This window comes from Wohlfahrtiimonas populi (assembly GCF_002006795.1).
GTDB classification, from domain to species: Bacteria; Pseudomonadota; Gammaproteobacteria; order Cardiobacteriales; family Wohlfahrtiimonadaceae; genus Wohlfahrtiimonas; species Wohlfahrtiimonas populi.
In genome coordinates this window covers 17,599-37,518 of the sequence record NZ_MVDN01000016.1, presented here as the reverse complement: position 1 = coordinate 37,518, position 19,920 = coordinate 17,599, and the positions used below count along the sequence as shown (strand labels likewise).

At 39.2% G+C, this 19,920-nt stretch carries 34 protein-coding genes and 1 pseudogene; all 35 read left to right on the top strand.

The annotated features are described in order from the left end of the window. Positions 1 to 280 (top strand): EF-Tu C-terminal domain-related protein (locus BZK16_RS12860; protein ID WP_456300701.1); only part of this gene is annotated, 280 nt, incomplete at its 5' end. Positions 281 to 336: 56 nt separating this feature from the next. Continuing rightward, on the top strand, positions 337 to 648 hold the full coding sequence (gene rpsJ, locus BZK16_RS12855; protein WP_077926832.1) for a 30S ribosomal protein S10: 312 nt from the start codon (positions 337 to 339) through the stop codon (positions 646 to 648). A 74-nt stretch (positions 649 to 722) separates the two neighbouring features. Continuing rightward, on the top strand, positions 723 to 1,361 hold the full coding sequence (gene rplC, locus BZK16_RS12850) for a 50S ribosomal protein L3 (RefSeq protein WP_077929293.1): 639 nt from the start codon (positions 723 to 725) through the stop codon (positions 1,359 to 1,361). 3 nt (positions 1,362 to 1,364) lie between these two features. Continuing rightward, positions 1,365 to 1,970 (top strand): 50S ribosomal protein L4, encoded by a 606-nt coding sequence (gene rplD, locus BZK16_RS12845; RefSeq protein WP_077929292.1) that lies wholly within the window; start codon positions 1,365 to 1,367, stop codon positions 1,968 to 1,970. Then, a complete protein-coding gene (rplW, locus tag BZK16_RS12840; protein WP_077929291.1) occupies positions 1,967 to 2,269 on the top strand; it encodes a 50S ribosomal protein L23 in 303 nt (100 codons plus the stop codon). Before rplD ends, rplW begins: the two co-directional genes overlap by 4 nt. After that, positions 2,269 to 3,093, top strand: a complete 825-nt coding sequence (rplB, locus tag BZK16_RS12835; protein WP_077929290.1) for a 50S ribosomal protein L2 — start codon at positions 2,269 to 2,271, stop codon at positions 3,091 to 3,093. Before rplW ends, rplB begins: the two co-directional genes overlap by 1 nt. Positions 3,094 to 3,108: 15 nt before the next feature. Beyond that, positions 3,109 to 3,381 (top strand): 30S ribosomal protein S19, encoded by a 273-nt coding sequence (rpsS, locus tag BZK16_RS12830; RefSeq protein ID WP_077926827.1) that lies wholly within the window; start codon positions 3,109 to 3,111, stop codon positions 3,379 to 3,381. A gap of 9 nt (positions 3,382 to 3,390) precedes the next feature. Beyond that, entirely contained in the window at positions 3,391 to 3,717 is a 327-nt protein-coding gene (gene rplV / locus BZK16_RS12825) for a 50S ribosomal protein L22 (protein WP_077926826.1), read from the top strand. An 11-nt stretch (positions 3,718 to 3,728) separates the two neighbouring features. Then, positions 3,729 to 4,415: a 30S ribosomal protein S3 gene (gene rpsC, locus BZK16_RS12820; RefSeq protein WP_077929289.1), complete on the top strand. Its 687-nt coding sequence runs from the start codon at positions 3,729 to 3,731 to the stop codon at positions 4,413 to 4,415. A gap of 2 nt (positions 4,416 to 4,417) precedes the next feature. Continuing rightward, positions 4,418 to 4,831 carry a 50S ribosomal protein L16 gene (gene rplP, locus BZK16_RS12815; protein ID WP_077929288.1) on the top strand — a complete coding sequence of 138 codons (414 nt, stop codon included), beginning with the start codon at positions 4,418 to 4,420 and terminating at the stop codon, positions 4,829 to 4,831. 25 nt (positions 4,832 to 4,856) lie between these two features. Beyond that, entirely contained in the window at positions 4,857 to 5,042 is a 186-nt protein-coding gene (gene rpmC, locus BZK16_RS12810) for a 50S ribosomal protein L29 (RefSeq protein WP_171973733.1), read from the top strand. Continuing rightward, entirely contained in the window at positions 5,042 to 5,308 is a 267-nt protein-coding gene (gene rpsQ / locus BZK16_RS12805; protein ID WP_077929287.1) for a 30S ribosomal protein S17, read from the top strand. The genes rpmC and rpsQ overlap by 1 nt, the downstream gene beginning before the upstream one ends. 4 nt (positions 5,309 to 5,312) lie before the next feature. Further along, positions 5,313 to 5,681 carry a 50S ribosomal protein L14 gene (gene rplN / locus BZK16_RS12800; RefSeq protein ID WP_077926821.1) on the top strand — a complete coding sequence of 123 codons (369 nt, stop codon included), beginning with the start codon at positions 5,313 to 5,315 and terminating at the stop codon, positions 5,679 to 5,681. Between the two features lie 9 nt (positions 5,682 to 5,690). Next, the gene (gene rplX, locus BZK16_RS12795; RefSeq protein ID WP_077929286.1) at positions 5,691 to 6,032 is read left to right on the top strand and encodes a 50S ribosomal protein L24; all 342 of its coding nucleotides are present in this window, start codon (positions 5,691 to 5,693) and stop codon (positions 6,030 to 6,032) included. A gap of 126 nt (positions 6,033 to 6,158) precedes the next feature. Continuing rightward, positions 6,159 to 6,698, top strand: coding sequence for a 50S ribosomal protein L5 (gene rplE / locus BZK16_RS12790; RefSeq protein WP_077929285.1), 540 nt, complete (start codon positions 6,159 to 6,161; stop codon positions 6,696 to 6,698). Between the two features lie 11 nt (positions 6,699 to 6,709). Then, positions 6,710 to 7,015 (top strand): 30S ribosomal protein S14, encoded by a 306-nt coding sequence (gene rpsN, locus BZK16_RS12785; RefSeq protein WP_077929284.1) that lies wholly within the window; start codon positions 6,710 to 6,712, stop codon positions 7,013 to 7,015. 15 nt (positions 7,016 to 7,030) lie between these two features. Further along, entirely contained in the window at positions 7,031 to 7,426 is a 396-nt protein-coding gene (gene rpsH, locus BZK16_RS12780) for a 30S ribosomal protein S8 (protein WP_077929283.1), read from the top strand. A 10-nt stretch (positions 7,427 to 7,436) separates the two neighbouring features. Further along, positions 7,437 to 7,973: a 50S ribosomal protein L6 gene (gene rplF / locus BZK16_RS12775; RefSeq protein WP_077929282.1), complete on the top strand. Its 537-nt coding sequence runs from the start codon at positions 7,437 to 7,439 to the stop codon at positions 7,971 to 7,973. 6 nt (positions 7,974 to 7,979) lie between these two features. Further along, positions 7,980 to 8,336, top strand: coding sequence for a 50S ribosomal protein L18 (gene rplR, locus BZK16_RS12770; protein WP_077929281.1), 357 nt, complete (start codon positions 7,980 to 7,982; stop codon positions 8,334 to 8,336). 13 nt (positions 8,337 to 8,349) lie between these two features. Further along, the gene (rpsE, locus tag BZK16_RS12765; RefSeq protein ID WP_077929280.1) at positions 8,350 to 8,868 is read left to right on the top strand and encodes a 30S ribosomal protein S5; all 519 of its coding nucleotides are present in this window, start codon (positions 8,350 to 8,352) and stop codon (positions 8,866 to 8,868) included. Between the two features lie 3 nt (positions 8,869 to 8,871). Continuing rightward, positions 8,872 to 9,051, top strand: coding sequence for a 50S ribosomal protein L30 (rpmD, locus tag BZK16_RS12760; RefSeq protein ID WP_077926813.1), 180 nt, complete (start codon positions 8,872 to 8,874; stop codon positions 9,049 to 9,051). 8 nt (positions 9,052 to 9,059) lie between these two features. Next, positions 9,060 to 9,494: a 50S ribosomal protein L15 gene (rplO, locus tag BZK16_RS12755; RefSeq protein ID WP_077929279.1), complete on the top strand. Its 435-nt coding sequence runs from the start codon at positions 9,060 to 9,062 to the stop codon at positions 9,492 to 9,494. 9 nt (positions 9,495 to 9,503) lie between these two features. Next, the gene (secY, locus tag BZK16_RS12750; RefSeq protein WP_077929278.1) at positions 9,504 to 10,925 is read left to right on the top strand and encodes a preprotein translocase subunit SecY; all 1,422 of its coding nucleotides are present in this window, start codon (positions 9,504 to 9,506) and stop codon (positions 10,923 to 10,925) included. Between the two features lie 23 nt (positions 10,926 to 10,948). After that, entirely contained in the window at positions 10,949 to 11,062 is a 114-nt protein-coding gene (gene rpmJ, locus BZK16_RS12745) for a 50S ribosomal protein L36 (protein ID WP_077926810.1), read from the top strand. An 81-nt stretch (positions 11,063 to 11,143) separates the two neighbouring features. Then, on the top strand, positions 11,144 to 11,500 hold the full coding sequence (gene rpsM, locus BZK16_RS12740) for a 30S ribosomal protein S13 (RefSeq protein ID WP_077929277.1): 357 nt from the start codon (positions 11,144 to 11,146) through the stop codon (positions 11,498 to 11,500). Between the two features lie 19 nt (positions 11,501 to 11,519). After that, entirely contained in the window at positions 11,520 to 11,909 is a 390-nt protein-coding gene (rpsK, locus tag BZK16_RS12735) for a 30S ribosomal protein S11 (protein WP_077929276.1), read from the top strand. Positions 11,910 to 11,921: 12 nt separating this feature from the next. Then, a complete protein-coding gene (rpsD, locus tag BZK16_RS12730) occupies positions 11,922 to 12,545 on the top strand; it encodes a 30S ribosomal protein S4 (RefSeq protein ID WP_077929275.1) in 624 nt (207 codons plus the stop codon). A gap of 39 nt (positions 12,546 to 12,584) precedes the next feature. After that, the gene (locus BZK16_RS12725; protein WP_077929274.1) at positions 12,585 to 13,583 is read left to right on the top strand and encodes a DNA-directed RNA polymerase subunit alpha; all 999 of its coding nucleotides are present in this window, start codon (positions 12,585 to 12,587) and stop codon (positions 13,581 to 13,583) included. A 31-nt stretch (positions 13,584 to 13,614) separates the two neighbouring features. Continuing rightward, the gene (gene rplQ, locus BZK16_RS12720; RefSeq protein WP_077929273.1) at positions 13,615 to 13,998 is read left to right on the top strand and encodes a 50S ribosomal protein L17; all 384 of its coding nucleotides are present in this window, start codon (positions 13,615 to 13,617) and stop codon (positions 13,996 to 13,998) included. 59 nt (positions 13,999 to 14,057) lie between these two features. Next, positions 14,058 to 14,993, top strand: coding sequence for a riboflavin biosynthesis protein RibF (gene ribF / locus BZK16_RS12715; RefSeq protein ID WP_077929272.1), 936 nt, complete (start codon positions 14,058 to 14,060; stop codon positions 14,991 to 14,993). Positions 14,994 to 15,080: 87 nt separating this feature from the next. After that, positions 15,081 to 15,449, top strand: a pseudogene (locus BZK16_RS12710) (class I tRNA ligase family protein); the annotation flags it as partial. 14 nt (positions 15,450 to 15,463) lie between these two features. After that, positions 15,464 to 18,061: an isoleucine--tRNA ligase gene (ileS, locus tag BZK16_RS12705; RefSeq protein WP_233145302.1), complete on the top strand. Its 2,598-nt coding sequence runs from the start codon at positions 15,464 to 15,466 to the stop codon at positions 18,059 to 18,061. Continuing rightward, entirely contained in the window at positions 18,054 to 18,557 is a 504-nt protein-coding gene (lspA, locus tag BZK16_RS12700) for a signal peptidase II (protein ID WP_077929270.1), read from the top strand. The genes ileS and lspA overlap by 8 nt, the downstream gene beginning before the upstream one ends. Then, positions 18,550 to 19,491 carry a 4-hydroxy-3-methylbut-2-enyl diphosphate reductase gene (gene ispH / locus BZK16_RS12695; RefSeq protein WP_077929269.1) on the top strand — a complete coding sequence of 314 codons (942 nt, stop codon included), beginning with the start codon at positions 18,550 to 18,552 and terminating at the stop codon, positions 19,489 to 19,491. The genes lspA and ispH overlap by 8 nt, the downstream gene beginning before the upstream one ends. A 138-nt stretch (positions 19,492 to 19,629) precedes the next feature. Continuing rightward, positions 19,630 to 19,893 (top strand): hypothetical protein, encoded by a 264-nt coding sequence (locus BZK16_RS12690; protein ID WP_077929268.1) that lies wholly within the window; start codon positions 19,630 to 19,632, stop codon positions 19,891 to 19,893. Positions 19,894 to 19,920: the final 27 nt, after the last annotated feature.

Here is a 19,920-nt window from a genome sequence, read left to right as displayed (position 1 = left end):
TACTAAATTCGAAGCTGAAGTATACGTATTGTCTAAAGATGAAGGCGGTCGTCATACTCCATTCTTCAAAGGTTACCGTCCACAGTTCTACTTCCGTACAACTGACGTAACTGGTGCTGTAGAATTACCAGAAGGCGTAGAAATGGTTATGCCTGGTGATAACATCAAGATGGTAGTTGAGTTGATCAACCCAATCGCAATGGATGAAGGTTTACGTTTCGCAATCCGCGAAGGTGGCCGTACTGTTGGTGCTGGCGTTGTAGCTAAAATTATTGCGTAATAGATCAATTTAATTAGTATGCGCTCTGCTAGGGCGCATCGTTTTGAGAAATAAAAATGACCAATCAAAAAATTCGTATTCGTTTAAAAGCTTTTGATCATCGTTTAATCGATCAATCAGCTAAAGAAATTGTTGAAACAGCTAAGCGTACAGGCGCGCAAATCAAGGGTCCAATCCCATTGCCTGTAAAAACTGAGCGTTTCACAGTATTGATCTCTCCGCACGTAAACAAAGATGCGCGTGATCAGTATGAGTTAAAAACGCACAAGCGTTTGATGGATATCATTAATCCTACTGAAAAAACAGTTGATGCTTTGATGAAGCTAGACTTAGCAGCAGGTGTTGATGTTCAGATTAAATTGGGTTAATCCTGATTTAATCGACTAGGGCGAAGAAGGTGGCCAACCTTCCTCTCGTAATTTATCTATATTGAGGTTTTAAAATGGCAATTGGATTAGTAGGACGTAAAGCGGGGATGACTCGCGTATTTACTGAAAGTGGTGAATCCATCGCTGTAACTGTTTTAGAAGTTTCTCCTAACAGAGTAACTCAAGTTAAAAACAGTCAAGTAGATGGTTATACTTCTGTTCAAGTAACAACAGGTGTAAGAAAAGCAAGCCGTGTAAATAAAGCAGCAGCTGGTCACTTTGCTAAAGCAAAAGTGGAAGCTGGTCGTGGTTTGTGGGAATTCCGCGTTGAAGACGTAGCAGAATATGCACTTGGACAAGAAATCACAACTTCAGTGTTTGAAGAAGGTCAGAAAGTTGACGTAAGCGGTACGAGCCAAGGTAAAGGTTTCGCTGGTACTATTAAACGTTGGAACTTTGCTGGTCAAAGAAATTCTCACGGTAACTCATTATCACATCGTGTTCCTGGTTCTATCGGGCAATGTCAAGATCCTGGTCGTGTTTTCAAAGGTAAGAAAATGACAGGTCACATGGGTGCCGTTAAGCGTACAGCATTGAACTTAGAAATCGTACGTATTGATGCTGAAAGAAATATCGTTTTAGTTAAAGGTGCAGTACCTGGAGCTAAAGGCGGTAACGTGATTATCAAACCTTCAGTTAAGGCAAAGGGGTAATCAATGGAATTAAATATTAAAAATGGTTCAACGATTGCAGTAGAAGATTCAATCTTTGCTCGTGAATTCAATGAAACTCTTGTTCATCAAGTAGTTGTAGCGTATCAAGCAGCAGGTCGTGCTGGTACTCGTGCTCAAAAAACGCGTGCTGAAGTTGCTGGTGGCGGAATTAAGCCATGGAGACAAAAAGGTACAGGTCGTGCACGTGCTGGTTCTTCACGCAGCCCAATTTGGCGTTCTGGTGGCGTAACATTTGCTGCTAAACCACAAAACTGGGAACAAAAAGTTAACAAGAAAATGTATCGTGCAGCTATTGCATCAATTTTCTCTGAATTAATCAGACAAGATCGTTTGGTTGTTGTAGACAAAATTGAATTAGCTGAGTCAAAAACTAAAGCAGCTTTAAAAATGCTTCAGGATTTAAATGTAGGTAACAACGCATTGTTAGTAACTCAAGCGATTGACTTGCCTTTATACTTAGCAACTCGTAACTTGCCATATGTTCAAGTTATCGATGCGGCAGGTATTGATCCAGTAAGCCTAATCCAATTTGAAAAAGTTGTTATGACTCAAGAAGCATTAACATCTGTAGCGGAGTGGTTAGCATGAGTATGAAAGAAGAACGTTTAATGCAGATTATTCTTGCGCCTCACGCGTCAGAAAAAACAGCTCGTTTAGAAGAATCAGCTGGCCAAGTCTGCTTCAAAGTATTGAAAGATGCTACTAAGCTTGAAATTAAACAAGCAGTAGAATTAAGCTTTAACGTTAAAGTTAGCGCTGTAACTGTTGCAATTCAAAATGGCAAACAAAAACGTTTAGGTCGTTTTGTTGGTCAAAGACAAGATTGGAAAAAAGCATACGTTACTTTGGCTGATGGACAAACTATTGATTTTGTAGGTGGTGCATAATGGCAATTGTTAAGACTAAGCCAACATCAGCTGGTCGTCGCAATATGATTAAAATTGTGACGCCTGGTTTGCATAAAGGCGCTCCATACGCTCCATTGTTAGACAGCAAGTCAAGAACTGGCGGTCGTAACAATAATGGTCGTATCACAACTCGTCACATTGGTGGTGGTCACAAGCAACACTATCGTATCGTTGATTTCAAGCGTGATAAGGATAATATCCCAGCACGTGTTGAGCGTATCGAATACGATCCTAACCGTACTGCGCATATCGCATTGTTATGTTATGCAGATGGTGAGCGTCGCTATATCATCGCTCCTAAAGGTGTGAGCGAAGGTACAGTATTGTTGTCAGGTTCTGGTGCGCCAATTAAACCTGGTAACGCATTACCTCTTCGTAATATTCCAGTAGGTTCTACAATTCATTGTATCGAATTGAAAGAAGGTAAAGGTGCTCAGTTGGCTCGTTCAGCTGGTGCAGGCGTTCAGTTAGTTGCTCGTGAAGGTCAATTCGTAACATTGCGTTTACGCTCTGGCGAAATGCGTCGCGTTCACGTTGACTGTAAAGCAACTTTAGGTGAAGTATCTAACGGCGAACACAGCTTACGCGTATTGGGTAAAGCTGGTGCAAAACGCTGGTTAGGCGTTCGTCCTACAGTTCGCGGTGCGTGTATGAACCCAGTAGATCACCCTCATGGTGGTGGTGAAGGCCGTAGTAAAGGTGGTCGTCATCCTGTTACTCCATGGGGTGTACCAACTAAAGGTTATAAAACAAGAAGCAATAAGCGCACTGATAAGTTTATTGTTCGTCATCGTAATAAGTAAGATAAAGGATAATTTATGCCACGTTCTATTAAGAAAGGCCCATTTATCGATCATCACTTAATGAAGAAAGTTGAAGAAGCTATTGCTTCTAAAAGCCGCAAGCCAATCAAAACTTGGTCACGCCGTTCAATGATCCTTCCTGAAATGATTGGTCTAACAATTGCAGTGCACAACGGTAAAGTGCATGTTCCGATTTTAATTACTGAAAACATGATCGGTCATAAGTTGGGTGAGTTTGCTCTTACTCGTACTTATCGTGGTCACGTTGCAGACAAAAAAGCGCGATAGGAGTTTATTATGCAAACAGCTACATTAAAATTTGCGCGTATCTCTCCTCAGAAAGCGCGCTTAGTTGCTGATCAAATTCGTGGTTTACCAGTTGAGCGTGCATTAGCTCTATTGGAATTCAGCGATAAGAAAGCAGCTGACATCATGAAGAAAGTGTTGAACTCAGCGATTGCTAATGCAGAAAATAATCAAGCATTAGACATCGACGGCTTGAAAGTACAAGCAGTTATGGTTGACGCTGGTCCTGTTCTTAAGCGCATGAGAGCACGTGCAAAAGGTCGCGGTAGCCGCATCCTTAAGCGCACAAGCCATGTTGCGATCACAGTAGCAGAATAAGGGAGACTATAATGGGTCAAAAAGTTAATCCAACCGGAATTCGTTTAGGTATCTCTAAAGATTGGAATTCACGTTGGTATGCAAATAGTAAAGAATTTCCTGAGTTTATCGAAGCAGATTTCAGAGCTCGTGAATTTCTTCGTAAAGAATTAGCAAGCGCTGCAGTTTCTAAAATCCAAATCACTCGTCCAAGCAAATCAGCACAAGTAACGATCTTTACAGCTCGTCCTGGCATTGTGATTGGTAAGAAAGGTGAGGATATCGAGAAATTACGTACAAAGCTAACTAAAATTATGGGTTGCCCTGTACACGTAGCTATCGAAGAAATCAAAAAGCCTGAATTAGATGCTTATTTGGTTGCTGAAGGTATTGCACAGCAATTAGAACGTCGTGTAATGTTCCGTCGTGCAATGAAGCGTGCTGTGACTAACACTATGAAAGTAGGCGCGGAAGGCATCCGTGTTAACGTTTCTGGTCGTTTGAATGGTGCAGAAATTGCTCGTATGGAATGGTATCGTGAAGGCCGTGTGCCATTACATACGTTACGTGCGAACATCGACTATGGTACAGCTGAAGCTTTAACTACTTACGGTATCCTAGGTATCAAAGTTTGGATCTATAAGGGTGAAGTATTCGACTATCAAAAAGCTGATGAGCAACCAGAGAAAGGTCGTCGCTCTAAAAAGAGAGGTGAATAATTATGTTACAGCCTAAACGTACAAAATTTAGAAAAATGCGTAAAGGCCGCAACCGCGGTAACGCACTTGCTGGTAATCAAGTAAGCTTTGGTGAATTTGGCTTGAAAGCTACAACACGTGGTCGTATTACAGCGCGTCAGATCGAATCTGCGCGTCGTGCGATCAACCGTTACGTTCGTCGTGGTGGTAAAGTTTATATCCGTGTTTTCCCAGATGTGCCAATCACTAACAAACCATTAGAAGTTCGTATGGGTAGTGGTAAAGGTAACGTTGAATATTGGGTAGCTAAAGTTCAACCAGGCAGAATGTTATACGAAATCGAAGGTGTTGCTGAAGAAGTAGCACGTGAAGCATTCCGTTTAGCGGCTGCTAAATTATCTGTTCAGACAACGTTTGTTGCTAGAACAGTACTTTAAGGTGATGATTATGAGTAATAATTTTATGGAAACATTATCTGCTAAGAGCGTTGAAGAGTTAAAAGCTGAGCGTTTAGAATTACGTAAAGCACAATTTAACTTACGTATGCAAAAAGCAACTGGCCAGTTGGAAAAACCACACCAGTTCAAAGCAACTCGTAAGCAAATTGCTCAAATCAACACAGTTTTGGCACAAAAGGCAGGTGAATAATGTCTGAAGTTAAACAAAAAGTTGAGCGTACAGTAGTTGGTCGCGTTTCATCTGATAAGATGGACAAAACAATTACAGTATTGGTTGAGCGTTTAGTAAAGCACCCAATCTACGGTAAATACATTAAGCGTTCTACAAAGTTTCACGCGCATGATGAAAATAACATCTGTAAAGCGGGTGATTTAGTTGAAATTAAACAATCACGTCCAATGTCTAAGTTGAAATCTTGGACTTTGGTTAAAGTGATCGAAGAAGCAAGAGGTTAGTGAAATGATTCAAACTCAATCTATGCTTGAAGTTGCTGATAACTCAGGTGCAAAGCGCTTGATGTGTATCAAAGTTTTAGGCGGTTCACATCGTCGTTATGCTGGTGTTGGTGACATCATCAAGGTATCTGTTAAAGATGCTATTCCACGTGGCCGTGCGAAGAAAGGTGAAATCTACAACGCATTAGTTGTTAGAACACGTAAAGGCGTACGCCGTGATGACGGTTCATTGGTAAAATTTGATGGCAACGCAGCAGTATTGTTGAACTCAAAATTTGAACCAATTGGTACACGTATTTTTGGACCAGTAACTCGCGAGCTTCGTGGTGATCGTTTCATGAAGATCATTTCTTTAGCTCCAGAAGTAATTTAAGGTGATAGCATGAATAAATTACGTAAAGGTGATGAAGTTGTAGTAATTGCTGGTAATGACAAAGGTAAAACTGGTCATATCGTTTCAATTACTAAAGACGGCTCAAGAGTTTTAGTTGCGGGTGTTAACAAAAAAGTTAAGCATGTTAAGCCAAACCCACAACGTGGTATCGAAGGTGGTCGCGTAGAACAGGAAGCAACAATCCACATTTCTAACGTTATGATCTTCAATCCAGAAACTAAGAAAGGTGATCGTGTTCGTATCGAAGTAACTGCTACAACAGATGCAAACGGTAAAAATACTTTCACAAGAGAAAGATTTTTTAAATCAACTAACAAAAAAATTGGCTAATCCCTAGTTTTTCTGTTATTGTATTGTGCTCTACTCTCATAGATGTATGTCTATGAGAGTGTTTGTTTTAACAGTCGCTGAATAGGATGCATTTCTTCAATATATCCGTTTGGCTAGGATTAATTTATGACAAGATTAAATCAATACTACAGTGATGTAGTTGTTCCAAAATTAATGGAACAATTTGGATATAAAAATCCAATGGAAGTACCAAAAATCACTAAAATTACCTTGAATATGGGTGTTGGTGAAGCTGTTGCTGATAAAAAAGTAATGGATTTTGCTGTGGCTGACATGACTGCTATCGCTGGTCAAAAACCAGTCGTAACATTGTCAAAAAAATCAATCGCTGGTTTTAAAATCCGTGATGGTTGGCCTGTAGGTTGTAAAGTGACTTTACGTCGTGCTCACATGTATGAGTTCTTAGATCGTTTGATCAATATCTCGTTGCCACGTGTACGTGACTTCCGTGGTATCAATGGTCGTTCATTTGATGGTCGTGGTAACTATAGCTTCGGTATCAAAGAGCAAATCATTTTCCCTGAAATTGATTATGAGAAAGTTGACTCTATGCGTGGTATGGACATTAACTTTACGACAACTGCAAAAACTGATGCAGAAGCGAAAGCACTTATCGCTGCATTCGGTTTCCCATTCCGTAATTAATAGGTAATATTATGGCAAAAAAATCAATGGTCAATCGTGAGCTCAAAAGAGCAAAATTGGTTGAAAGATTACAAGCTAAGCGTAATAACTTAAAAGCTATTATTAAAAGCGAAACTGTAAGTTTTGAAGAAAAACAAGCAGCTGTTATTGCTTTGCAAAAAATGCCTCGTGACTCTTCTGCTTCACGTAAACACTCACGTTGTTCGATCACTGGTCGTCCACATGGTGTGTACAGCAAATTTGGTTTGGGTCGTAACAAATTGCGCGAAATTACTATGCGCGGTGACATCCCAGGCTTACGTAAAGCAAGTTGGTAATTGAGGAGATAATTCATGAGTATGCATGATCCAATTGCAGATATGTTAACGAGAATTCGTAACGCACAATCTGCACAAAAAGAAACTGTAGCAATGCCTTCTTCTACAAAGAAAGAAGCACTTGCAAAAGTATTAAAAGACGAAGGTTATATTTCAAGTTTTGACGTAACAGCTGAAGGCGCTAAAAAGACTTTATCTATTACATTGAAATACTACCAAGGTAAAGCTGTAATCGAGACTTTGGATCGCGTAAGCCGTCCTAGCCTTCGTATCTACAGAAGTAAAGATCAACTTCCATCTGTATTGGGTGGCTTAGGTATTGCGATCATCTCGACATCTAAAGGTTTGATGACAGATCGTAAAGCAAGAGCTATGTCCTTAGGTGGTGAAGTAATTTGTTTCGTAGCATAAGGAGTAGGAAATGTCTCGTGTAGCAAAGAAAATTATTCCAATTCCTGCTGGTGTTGAAGTATCTATCACAGGTAACTTGGTGAAAGTTAAGGGCGCTAAAGGCTCAAGTGAATTACAATTGCATTCAGCAGTTGGCATTAAACAAGAAGACGGTAACTTAGTAATCGTTCCTGATTTAGATCAAACTAAAGGTAACTACGCTTTGGCGGGTACTATGCGTTCATTGGTTAACAATATGTTGATTGGTGTTTCAGCTGGTTTCGAAAAGAAATTACTTTTGGTTGGCGTTGGTTATCGTGCGCAAGCTCAAGGTTCTGCATTGAATCTTACATTAGGTTTTTCTCACCCAGTCGTTCATGCAATGCCTGAAGGTGTAACTTGTGAAACTCCTTCACAAACTGAAATTATCATCCGTGGTGTTGATAAACAAGCAGTTGGCGAAGTGGCAGCAAAAGTACGTGCTTATAGACCACCAGAGCCTTATAAAGGTAAGGGTGTACGTTATGCTGATGAAGTTGTTTCATTGAAAGAAGTTAAGAAAAAGTAGGTGATTATGAACGTAAAAAAAGAAGCTAGACTACGTCGTAGTCGTAAGGCTAGAGCAAAAATTAGAGAAATCGGCGCGACACGTTTGACTATTTTCAGAACGCCTCGTCATATCTATGCTCAAGTAATTTCTCCATGCGGCAAAACTATTTTGGCGGCGGCATCAACTTTAGATAAAGAAGTTCGCGCTCAAATCCAAAACGGTGGAAATGTGGATGCGGCTACAGTAGTTGGTAAAGTAGTTGCAGAACGTGCATTGAAAGCAAATATTACATCTGTTGCTTTTGATCGTGCAGGTTTCCAATACCACGGACGCATTAAAGCATTGGCAGATTCAGCTCGTGAAGCTGGCTTACAATTCTAATTAGGGATTTGATATGGCAAAGAAATCAGAAAATACAAATGTTGCAGCACAAGCAGATGCTTTTCAAGAAAAGCTTGTTGCAGTAAATCGTGTATCTAAAACAGTTAAAGGTGGTCGTCAATTCGCATTTGCTGCTTTGACAGTAGTGGGTGATGGTAATGGCCGCGTAGGTTTTGGATACGGTAAAGCTAAAGAAGTTCCTTTGGCGATCCAGAAGTCAGTAGAGCAAGCTCGTAAGAGCATCAAAGAAGTTGCTTTAACAAACGGTACATTACAATACCCAGTAACTGGTATTCATGGCGCAGCGCGTGTTTATATGCAGCCTGCTTCAGAAGGTACTGGCGTTATCGCTGGTGGTGCAATGCGTGCTGTATTTGAAGTTGCTGGTGTTAAAGATGTTTTGGCTAAATGCCAAAATTCACGTAATCCTATCAACGTTGTTCGCGCAACTATCGAAGGATTATGCTCTATGAAATCACCTGAAGATATCGCTGCTAAGCGTGGTCTTTCAGTTGAAGACATTAAGGAGTAATTCATGAGTACTATTACTGTTACTTTGGTTAAAAGTACCAATGGTCGTCTACAATCACATAAAGATTGTGTGCGTGGTTTAGGATTAAGAAAAATTAATCATACTGTTGAAGTTCAAGATACGCCAGAAAACAGAGGGATGATTAATAAAGTGTCCTATTTATTGAAAGTTTCTGAGAAATAGGTGAAATAATGCATTTAAACACTTTAACTAGTACAGAAGGCAGCCGTAAAGCTAAGAAGCGTCTTGGACGTGGTATTGGTTCTGGCTTAGGTAAAACAGCTGGTCGTGGTCACAAAGGTCAGCATTCACGCTCAGGCGGTTACCATAAAGTTGGTTTTGAAGGCGGTCAGATGCCTTTACAACGTCGTCTTCCAAAAGTTGGCTTCGTTTCTCAAATCTCATTGAAAACCGCTGAAGTTCCTTTGTCTGCATTGGCAAAAGTACAAGGTACTGAGATTGACTTGATCGCGTTGAAATCATCAAACGTAATTGCTGGTAAATTTGAAAGAGCTAAAATTGTTCTTTCAGGTACAATTGACCGTGCGGTAACTATTAATGGTTTAGCGGTTACAAAAGGTGCTAAGGAAGCTATCTTGGCGGCAGGTGGAACAATCAACGAGTAAAGATATAGTATGAAAAATAATCAACTTCCTCAGCTTGGCAATTTATCAGAATTAAAATCTCGTTTTTTATTTTTGATGTTGGCTTTGATTGTGTACCGTTTAGGTGTGCATATCACAGTCCCTGGGATCAATGTTCCATTATTGATGGATCAAATGACACAACCAGGTGAAGGCCAAGGTTTAAGTGCGATGATGAACCTGTTTTCAGGCGGCGCATTTGAAAGGATGTCGATTTTTATGCTAGGGGTTATGCCATACATCACAGCATCTATTGTTATTCAGATGTTGAGTGTGGTATACCCACCACTTGAACAAATTAAAAAAGAAGGCCAAGCAGGGCGTCGTAAGATAACGCAATATACGCGTTATCTCACTATTGTTTTTGCTGCAGCGCAAGGTACGGCATATGCATTTGGTATCGTTAATGGCTCATTAGGATTTAACGCTAATATCGTTATGATTCCTGCTTTTAACTTTGTCTTATTGGCTGTAATTACTTGGATTACAGGTACGATTTTCTTAATGTGGTTGGGCGAACAAATCTCTGAAAGAGGCGTAGGTAATGGTATCTCTATGATTATCTTTGCTAGCATCTTGATGGGTATGCCAACAGGTGTGAGTGCATTATTTGATACTGCACGTACTGAAGGTACAACGCTCGCTTATTTGAAAGTTGTGTTTGTAATTTTATTTGTTATGGCGATTGTGTTGTTGGTTGTATTTATTGAACGTGGCCAACGCCGTATTACGATCAATTATGCAAGAAAACAACAAGGGCGCCAAATGTCAATTGGTGGGCAAACAACACATCTTCCATTAAAATTGAATATGGCAGGTGTAATTCCAGCAATTTTCGGCTCGGCATTCTTGTCTTTCGTTTACACAATTTCAGCAGCACTGGCTAAGATTGAAGTACAGGTTGTTGATGGTCCTATGTCTGGTTTACAAAAGTTTTCGTTTTTTGCAAGTCAATTCTTCCAAAAAATAGGCAACTATGGTGTTAAGTATTTCACACCAGGTCAACCAGCTTATATGATTTTATTTGCTGCTTTAATTATTTTCTTCTGCTTCTTTTATACTGCAATTCAGTTTAATTCAAAAGAAACAGCTGAAAACTTGAAGCGTTCTGGTGGTTTCATTCCAGGCATTCGCCCAGGAATTCAAACTTCTCAGTTTTTTGATAAAGTATTAACTAGAATTACACTTTGGGGTGCGTTGTATATTACAGCTATCTGTTTATTGCCAGATATGTTAGGCGCAATTTTTAACTTCCCAAGTTATTTTGGTGGTACTTCTATTCTGATTGCGGTTGTAGTTGTCATGGACTTAATTGCTCAAGTTCAAGCTCAGTTGGTGTCTCAACAATACTCATCATTGATGAAAAAAACCAATATTAGCAATGCTTTAAATGGCAAGCCGCCATCAATCTAAAATATTCTCGATTAGGAGTTTTTATGAAAGTTAGAGCATCAGTAAAAAGAATTTGCAGAAAATGCAAAATCATTAAACGCCATGGTGTTATTAGAGTTATCTGTGAAGATGGACGTCATAAGCAACGTCAAGGATAATTAAATTTGTGGAATTCTGAAAAACAGTATAGAATTCCACCCCTTGGTCATAAAACAAAAAATTTCGGAGTTTCATAACATATGGCACGTATAGCAGGTGTAAACTTACCGCTCAAAAAACATGTTATTATTGCTTTGCAGTCCATTTATGGCATCGGTGCCACGCGCGCAAAAGCAATTTGTCAAAATGCACAGGTTGATCCAACAACTAAAGTTAATGAGTTGACTGAAGATCAAGTTGAAGCACTACGTGCGCAAGTAGCGCAATACGTAGTAGAGGGTGACCTTCGTCGTGAAGTGTCAATGAGTATTAAAAGACTAATGGATCTTGGTTGTTACCGTGGTATCAGACATCGTCGTGGTTTACCTGTACGCGGACAACGCACCAAAACGAATGCTCGCACTCGTAAAGGCCCAAGACGTTTAGTTAAGAAATAAAAATTTATAGGAATTAGTGATGGCAAAACCTTCAGTAAAAACACGTAAGCGTGTTAGAAGAACTGTTGTAGACGGTGTCGCACACATACATGCATCGTTCAATAATACAATCGTAACTATTACAGATCGTCAAGGTAACGCGTTATCTTGGGCTACATCTGGTGGTTCTGGTTTCCGTGGCTCTAGAAAATCTACTCCTTTCGCAGCACAGGTTGCAGCAGAAAGAGCAGGTGCTACAGCTAAAGAGTATGGTTTGAAAAATCTTGACGTAGAAGTTAATGGTCCAGGCCCAGGTCGTGAATCTGCGGTACGTGCATTGAATGCTTTAGGGTACAAAATCACATCTATCGTTGACGTAACACCAATTCCTCATAATGGTTGTCGTCCACCTAAGAAACGTAGAGTATAATTGGAGTATTAAATGGCACGTTATATCGGACCTAAATGTAAATTAGAAAGAAGAGAAGGTACTGATCTTTTCTTAAAATCACCAGCTCGTCCTTTTGAATCAAAAACTAAACTTCACGATAAAGCCCCTGGTCAACATGGTGCTCGTCCTAAGAAGTTATCAGTTTATGGTGAACAGCTTCGTGAAAAACAAAAATTACGTCGCATCTATGGTGTGTTAGAGAAGCAATTTAGATCTTACTACGCAGAAGCTGCACGTCGTAAAGGTTCTACAGGTGAAAACTTGTTGCAAATCTTAGAAAGCCGTTTAGATAATGTAGTTTATCGTATGGGTTTTGCAGTAACTCGTGCAGAAGCTAGACAATTAGTTTCTCATAGAGCGGTATTAGTGAATGGTAAATCAGTTAACATTCCTTCATACCAATTGAAAGCAGAAGATGTTATTTCTGTAACAGAAAAAGCAAAACAGCAAACGCGTATTAAATACGCTATGCAATTGGCTGAGAGCAACGGTTTTGTTGATTGGTTAGCTATCGAACCTTCTAAAATGGAAGGTACATACAAGCGTATCCCTGATCGTAGCGACTTACCAGCAGACATTAATGAATCACTAGTAGTTGAATTGTATTCTAAGTAATATTATTGATTAACGTTAATATCTAGGTGAATATTTATTATGGCTGTACATGAATTATTAACGCCAAAGATTGTTGATATAAAAACAATTAGTCCTACACGTTCTGAAGTCTCGCTCGAGCCTTTAGAGCGTGGCTTTGGCCATACTCTGGGTAACGCTTTGCGTCGTATTCTTTTGTCTTCAATGCCGGGTGCGGCAATCACTGAATGTGAAATTGAAGGCGTTCAAAAAGAGTACACAGCGGTACCTGGGATGTATGAAGACGTAATAGATCTTCTTTTGAATCTTAAAGGAATTTCTTTATCACTTCACGATGCTGATGAAGCATACTTAACACTAGAGAAATCTGGTGAAGGTCCGGTGACGGCTAAAGATTTAGTGGTTCCTCATAATGTGGAAATTTTTAATCCAGATTATGTAATCGCTAACTTGACAGCTCAAGGCTCTTTGAAGCTTCGCTTAAAAGTTGAAAGTGGTCGTGGTTATCAACCAGTAGGTGCACGCGAATTAGCAACAGACGCGACACAGAAAATTGGCAATTTCAAGATCGATGCATCTTTTAGCCCAGTGAGAACTGTTAGCTACAAAGTAGACACTGCTCGTGTTGAACAAAGAACAAACTTAGATCGCTTGGTTATTAATCTTGAAACCAATGGTAGTTTAGATCCAGAGAAAGCAATTCGTGCTGCAGCAACAATTTTGCATGAACAATTAGCAGTATTTGTTGATCTGAAATCAAAACCTGATGTAGTAGAAGAGAAAGAAGAGCCAGTGTGCGAAATCGATCCGATCTTATTGCGTTCAGTAGATGATCTTGAGTTAACTGTGCGTTCAGCAAACTGTTTAAAAGCAGAAAGCTTGTACTATATTGGTGAGCTAATCCAGAAGACTGAAGTTGAGTTATTGAAAACTCCAAACTTGGGTAAGAAATCTTTGACTGAAATTAAAGACGTTCTTGCACAACATGGTTTGTCTTTGGGTACTAAACTGGATAACTGGCCACCTTTACATTTAGATGTAAGCAAGCCGCCAGCATAATTAAGTTACAAATTTTTAAGGAATTATTCTAATGCGTCATCGTAAATCAGGTCGTGCCTTTAGTCGCACATCAGCGCATAGAAAAGCAATGTTCAAAAACATGGCTGTTTCTATGATTGAGCATGAATTAATTAAAACAACATTACCAAAAGCTAAAGAATTAAGATCAGTTGTTGAGCCTTTAATTACTTTGGCAAAAGTTGACTCAGTTGCTAACCGTCGTTTAGCATTCGCACGTTTGCGTTCAGATGCAGCAGTTGCAAAATTGTTCACTGAAATTGCACCTCGTATGCAACAACGCCCAGGCGGTTACTTAAGAATTCTTAAGTGTGGTAACCGTGCAGGTGACAACGCGCCAATGGCTTATGTAGAGCTAGTTGATCGCGCAACAGCACCAGCAGATAAAGCTGAGTAATTGTTTTAAAATTGATAGAATAGGCCGGTTCATCCGGCCTTTTTATTATTTGGTGAAATATGTATTTTACACATCTAAATCTCTCTTCATTGCCATCACATTTTGATGGTCGTGCAATCACTATTGGTTCATTTGATGGTATCCACATTGGGCATCAGAAAATTCTTTCAGAATTGAATCAATACTCTAAAGCTCATAACTTACAACGCACACTTGTAACCTTTAGCCCACTTCCTCCTGAATATTTTAAAAAAGGCATATCACATCGCTTAATGTCATTAAGGGATAAGGCAGAGTTTTTGAAGAAAAATGATTTAGTGGATGAAATTATATTGATCCCATTCTCTAAAGCGATGGCAACCATCACAGCAGATAGCTTCTTGGATGATATTTTAATTGATCATTTACAAATGAAAGCACTGTTTGTTGGCAAGGATTTTAAATTCGGCCATAAAGCTCAAGGGAATATTGAATTTTTAGCAGAGGTATTAAAAGACAGATATCATTTTTCTGCCATTGATGATCTAACACGCAATGATATTCGTGTGTCATCTACAAAAATTCGTGAATACTTAGCAGATAGTAATTTGCCTGCAGCTAAAGAATTTTTAGGTCGTGATTATAGTTTGATTGGCAAAGTAGTGCCTGGTAATCAATTGGCACGCACTTGGGGAATGCCAACGATCAATATTCATTTGCAGCACGATTTTCCGTTGATTGGTATTTATAACGCAACAGCTGAGAATTTATGCACGGGCAAAAAATATACAGGTGCCGCAAGTATTGGTTTCCGTCCAACGATTGGCGGAACAAGCGTTGTTCTTGAAGTTCATCTTCATGACACCAATGAAGATCTATATGGTCAATTCTTCAAAATTTCTTTTATTAATAAAATGAGAGACGAAATTAAGTTTGATACACTCGATGATTTGCGAAAGCAAATTGAGCATGATATAACGGACTCTTATTCGTTTTTTAAAGACTATTCAGAATAGGTACAGACTGTGAGTAAAGATAAATCTCAAGACAATGGTAATCATACATATAAGGATTCGCTGAATCTTCCGACAACTAATTTTGATATGCGTGCAAACTTGCCGACTAAAGAGCCAAAGTTTGTTGAGTTTTGGGAATCTATTGATTTATACGCAAAACAAAGAAAACAATTCGCAGGTAAACCAAAATTCGTATTGCATGATGGCCCTCCATATGCAAACGGTGCATTGCACTTAGGTCACTTTGTGAATAAGACTTTGAAAGACATCATTGTTAAATCTCACAGCCAAATGGGTTATGATTCTCCTTATGTTCCTGGTTGGGACTGTCATGGCTTGCCAATTGAATTAGTGGTTGAGCGCAAATTTGGCAAAGTTGGTCCTGATATGACGGCAGAACAGTTCCGTCAAGAATGTGCTGATTTCGCTGCAACACAAGTTGATTTACAACGCGATGAATTTANAAGACTTTGAAAGACATCATTGTTAAATCTCACAGCCAAATGGGTTATGATTCTCCTTATGTTCCTGGTTGGGACTGTCATGGCTTGCCAATTGAATTAGTGGTTGAGCGCAAATTTGGCAAAGTTGGTCCTGATATGACGGCAGAACAGTTCCGTCAAGAATGTGCTGATTTCGCTGCAACACAAGTTGATTTACAACGCGATGAATTTAAACGCTTTGGTATCTTAGGGGATTTTGATCGCCCATATTTAACATACGATAAAAAGACAGAAGCAAATACAGTTCGTGCATTGGCTAAAATCTATGAAAATGGGCATATGGAACGCGGTTCTCGTCCAGTTAACTGGTGTTTGGATTGCGGTTCATCTTTGGCTGAAGCTGAAGTTGAATATGCTGATAAAAAATCGCCAAGCATTGATGTTAAATTTTCAGTAGTAGATTTGGCTGCATTCAATACAGCAACCAATGCAAATGTAACAGCGCCTTTATCTGTTGTGATTTGGACAACAACACCTTGGACATTGCCAGCGAATGAAGCTGTGTCTGTACATCCTGAATATGATTACTCTGTAGTTGAATTCAATGGTGAGCAATTGGTTGTTGCAACTGAATTGGTTGAAGGCTTAGTAAAACGTTGGAAAGGTGATATCACTGTTAAAGCAACGTTTAAAGGTAAAGTTTTAGAAGGTTTACAGCTCAATCATCCATTCTATGATAAACAAGTACCAGTAATTTTAGGTGAGCATGTAACATTAGAAGGTGGTACAGGCTGCGTTCATACAGCACCATCACACGGTGATGATGACTATAAAGTAGGCTTGCAATATAACTTGCCAATGGTGAACTATGTATTGGGTAATGGTGATTACTCATCAGAAGTACCTTTATTTGCTGGCCAAAATATCACAACTGTAGAAAGCAATATCATCGAAACTTTGAAAGAGAAGAATACTTTGGTGTTCTTATCTAAGATCGATCATAGCTATCCACATTGCTGGAGACACAAAACACCAACGATCTATCGTGCAACAGCACAATGGTTCATCAGCATGGATAACAAAAATCTTCGCCAAGACATCTTGAAAGCGATTGATGGTGTTAAGTTTACGCCAAGCTGGGGTCAAGCACGCTTATATGGCATGATCGAAGGCCGCGGTGATTGGTGTATTTCTCGTCAACGTTATTGGGGCAATCCGATTCCTTTGTTCTTGCATAAAGAAACAGGTGAATTGCATCCAAATACAGCTGAATTGATGTTAAAAGTTGCAGATCAAATCGAAGAAAAAGGTTTAACAGGTTGGTTCGAAGCTGACATTACAGAATTCTTGAATGCTGAAGATGCTGCCAACTATGAAAAGAATAAAGACATCTTGGATGTTTGGTTCGATTCAGGTACAACGCATTACACGGTATTGCGTCAACGCGAAGAATTAACTTATCCTGCAGACTTATATCTAGAAGGTTCAGATCAGCATCGTGGCTGGTTTAACTCTTCAATTTGTACATCTGTAGCGATGGATGGTATTGCGCCATACAAGCAATTGTTAACGCATGGTTTCACAGTGGATTCTCAAGGCCGTAAAATGTCTAAATCATTAGGCAATGGTATCGAGCCACAAGATGTGATGGATAAAATGGGTGCGGATGTTTTACGTTTGTGGGTTTCTTCAACAGATTACCGTGGTGAAATTCCTGTATCTGATGAGATCTTAAAACGTACATCAGAAACATACCGTCGTATTCGTAACACAGTACGTTTCTTATTGGCAAATACTGGCGAATTTGATTTCAAAAAAGATGCAGTGCCTATGGCTGAATTATTGCCATTGGATCGTTGGGTGATTGATCGTGCGCATCAGTTACAGCAAGAAATTTCTGAGCATTATGTAGATTTCTCTTTCCATAATATTTATCAGAAATTACAAAGCTTCTGTTCAATCGATTTGGGTAGCTTCTACTTAGATATCACGAAAGATCGTCAATATACTTGTGCAAAAGACTCGTTGGCTCGTCGCTCATGCCAAACAGCATTGCATCATGTATTGGAAGCATTGGTTCGTTGGATGGCACCAATCTTGTCATTCACAGCTGAAGAAACATGGCAGAACATGCGTGAGAAAGATGCAGATCGTTTAGAATCTATCTTCTTAGCTGAATTCTATACAGGTTTAGTGCCTTTAGAAAACACGAAATTTGATCGTCCTTTCTGGGATATGTTGTTGAACGTTCGTTCAGAAGTTTCTAAAGAGATCGAAAAGCATCGTGCAAATGGTGAAATTGGTTCTTCATTGCAATCTAATGCAACGATCTACTGTTCACAAGGTATTTTCGATAAATTAGCAATGCTAGAAGATGAATTGCGCTTTGTATTGTTAACATCTTATGCAACTGTAAAACCTTTAGTAGATAAAGCTGATGATTTAGTTGTGTTTGAATTAGAAGGCGAACAATTCGCGGTCGAAATTGAAGTGAATAACTACAAAAAATGTGTGCGTTGTTGGCATTATCGTGAAGATGTAGGTACACATGCAGATCACGAAGATTTATGTGATCGTTGTATCACTAACTTGACGCCAGAAGGCGAGAAACGCAAATATGCCTAATTCATCTTTACAAACAAAGAAGGTTACGATCTTCTTTGTTTTGGCTTTGATCGGAGTTGTGATTGATCAAGGTTCGAAATGGTGGTTTAACTCAACATTAGAGCTTTATGGAGCAGGGATCACAGTGATTCCTGATTTCTTATCATGGCGTTTGGCTTATAACTATGGCGCTGCATTTAGTTTTCTAGCTGATCATGCAGGTTGGCAACGTTGGTTTTTTATTGTGATTGCGATTATCGCAGCGATTGTGATTGCTGTATTGATCATTCGACGTAAAGCACATGAGCGTATTTTACCTTATGGTTTAGCGCTCATTATGTCTGGAGCAATTGGCAATGTAATTGATCGCATTTGGCATGGTTATGTGATTGATTTTATCAGTACACAATTTGGCACATATTATTTCCCAATTTTTAACTTCGCTGACATCTGTGTTTCAATTGGCGCAGGCTTAGTCATTTTGTCATCTTTTGTTGAGCGTTCGCATCATGAGTAAAAAGATTTATCTAGCCAATCCTCGCGGTTTTTGCGCGGGGGTTGATCGTGCAATCGGCATTGTAGAAAAAGCGTTGGAGCAATTTGGTGCGCCAATCTATGTTCGTAATGAAGTGGTTCATAATAAGTTTGTTGTGGATGGCTTGCGTGAGCGTGGTGCGATTTTTGTGAAAGAGTTGCATGAAGTGCCAGATGATTCAATTGTGATTTTCTCCGCACATGGTGTTTCTAAAGCTGTTCAGAATGAAGCGAAAGAACGTGGCTTGAAAGTGTTTGATGCAACATGTCCTTTAGTGACAAAAGTGCATATGGAAGTGAGTCGTGATGCACGTAATGCACGTGATACAATTTTGATTGGTCATGCTGGACATCCTGAAGTTGAAGGCACAATGGGGCAATTTGATGCATCTTTTGGTGGTAAAATTTATCTTGTGGAAGATATGCAAGATGCTGAAAAGATCCACATTGATAACCCTGAAAATATCAGTTACGTAACACAAACAACATTATCCTTGGATGATACAAAAGAGATCATTGGTAAATTGCGTGATCGTTTCCCTGTGATTTCAGCGCCGAAGAAAGATGATATTTGCTATGCAACACAAAATCGTCAAGATGCTGTACGTGAATTATCTCAGAAATGCTCGTTGATTTTTGTTGTGGGTTCTAAAAATAGCTCCAACTCAAATCGTTTACGTGAATTGGCTGAGAAAGAAGGCGCAGTTGCTTATTTGATCGATCGTGCGGATGATATTGATGTTTCAGTATTGAATGATCATGAAAATATCGGTGTAACTGCAGGTGCTTCAGCACCAGAAATTTTGGTGAAAGAAGTTCTAGAATTACTCGCTAAGGAAGGCGCAGTTCTTCAAGAAAATGTGACAGAAAATCCTGAAACAATCGTCTTTCCATTACCAAAAGAACTTCGTGATTAAGTCTCTTTTAAATACAACACTTTATTACATTGATAGTATGCCTAATAAAATATGAAGCTTGATCCTTTAAATTCTTTCCACTTATAAGTGGAAAGGATTTAAGTTATTCATTAAAAATATAATTATAAAGGAAATAAAATGGGCGAGTTAATTGGGGCTATTATAGGTGGGATCGTGGGCATTCTAGGCTTTTTAACTGAAATATTAATGTGGATATTTACCGAAGTTATCATGAGAGTCGGTGAGAAAATCCATTATAAAATTCAGGGGCTCCTTTACGAAAATAGAAAGACACCTGAAGAAATAAAAGGATCTACATTTTATAATTTTCTTTTTGGCATATCGTCCATAAGTATTCTTATTGTTATCTTATGGTTATTAATCATATTTTGGCCAAGCTAAGCTCTACTAAACAGATATATTAAATGA